At 40.8% G+C, this 476-nt stretch carries 1 protein-coding gene; it reads left to right on the forward strand.

The window, feature by feature from the left end; genetic code table 11:
- The coding region (locus GQR38_RS20075) for a transposase (protein WP_165738038.1) at window positions 1-237 on the forward strand (237 nt) is incomplete at its 5' end.
- Between the last annotated feature and the right edge of the window lie 239 nt (window positions 238-476).

A 476-nucleotide genomic window follows, 5' to 3' on the forward strand; every position in this document is an offset into this window, starting at 1 on the left:
AAAGATACTTTACTTGGGATAAGTAAGCGAGGAAATAGCTACTTAAGGTGCCTGTTGATCCAAGGAGCAAAAGCTGTTGTCTCAAGAGCAAAAACGAAGAATGATAAATTAAGTCAATGGATAAACCGACTGGTTCAAACTCGAGGGCATAATCGAGCATGTGTAGCTTATGCCAACAAGATGGCGAGAATGGCTTGGGCTATTAGCGCTTCAGGTGAGAGTTACTCACCCGTATAAATACTCTTCAAAGAATTGCGTAAGTGGCTAAAACGATGACATAACAGGTCAAACCTGCATATTGAAAACCTATAGAGTTCAGTGGTAGTAAATACCGATAACCTGATCAGGACAATATGCGCGGATTACATCAAGGTCAGAAGTAATAACCTTCACTAAAAGACCGTATATATGACAGCAAACCTGTCCCTGCTATCGTTGAATGACACCTTGCAATACTGGAGGAGACCATATATGAA

It is taken from the genome of Pseudoalteromonas sp. c7(2019), assembly GCF_011378625.1.
GTDB classification, from domain to species: Bacteria; Pseudomonadota; Gammaproteobacteria; order Enterobacterales; family Alteromonadaceae; genus Pseudoalteromonas; species Pseudoalteromonas arctica.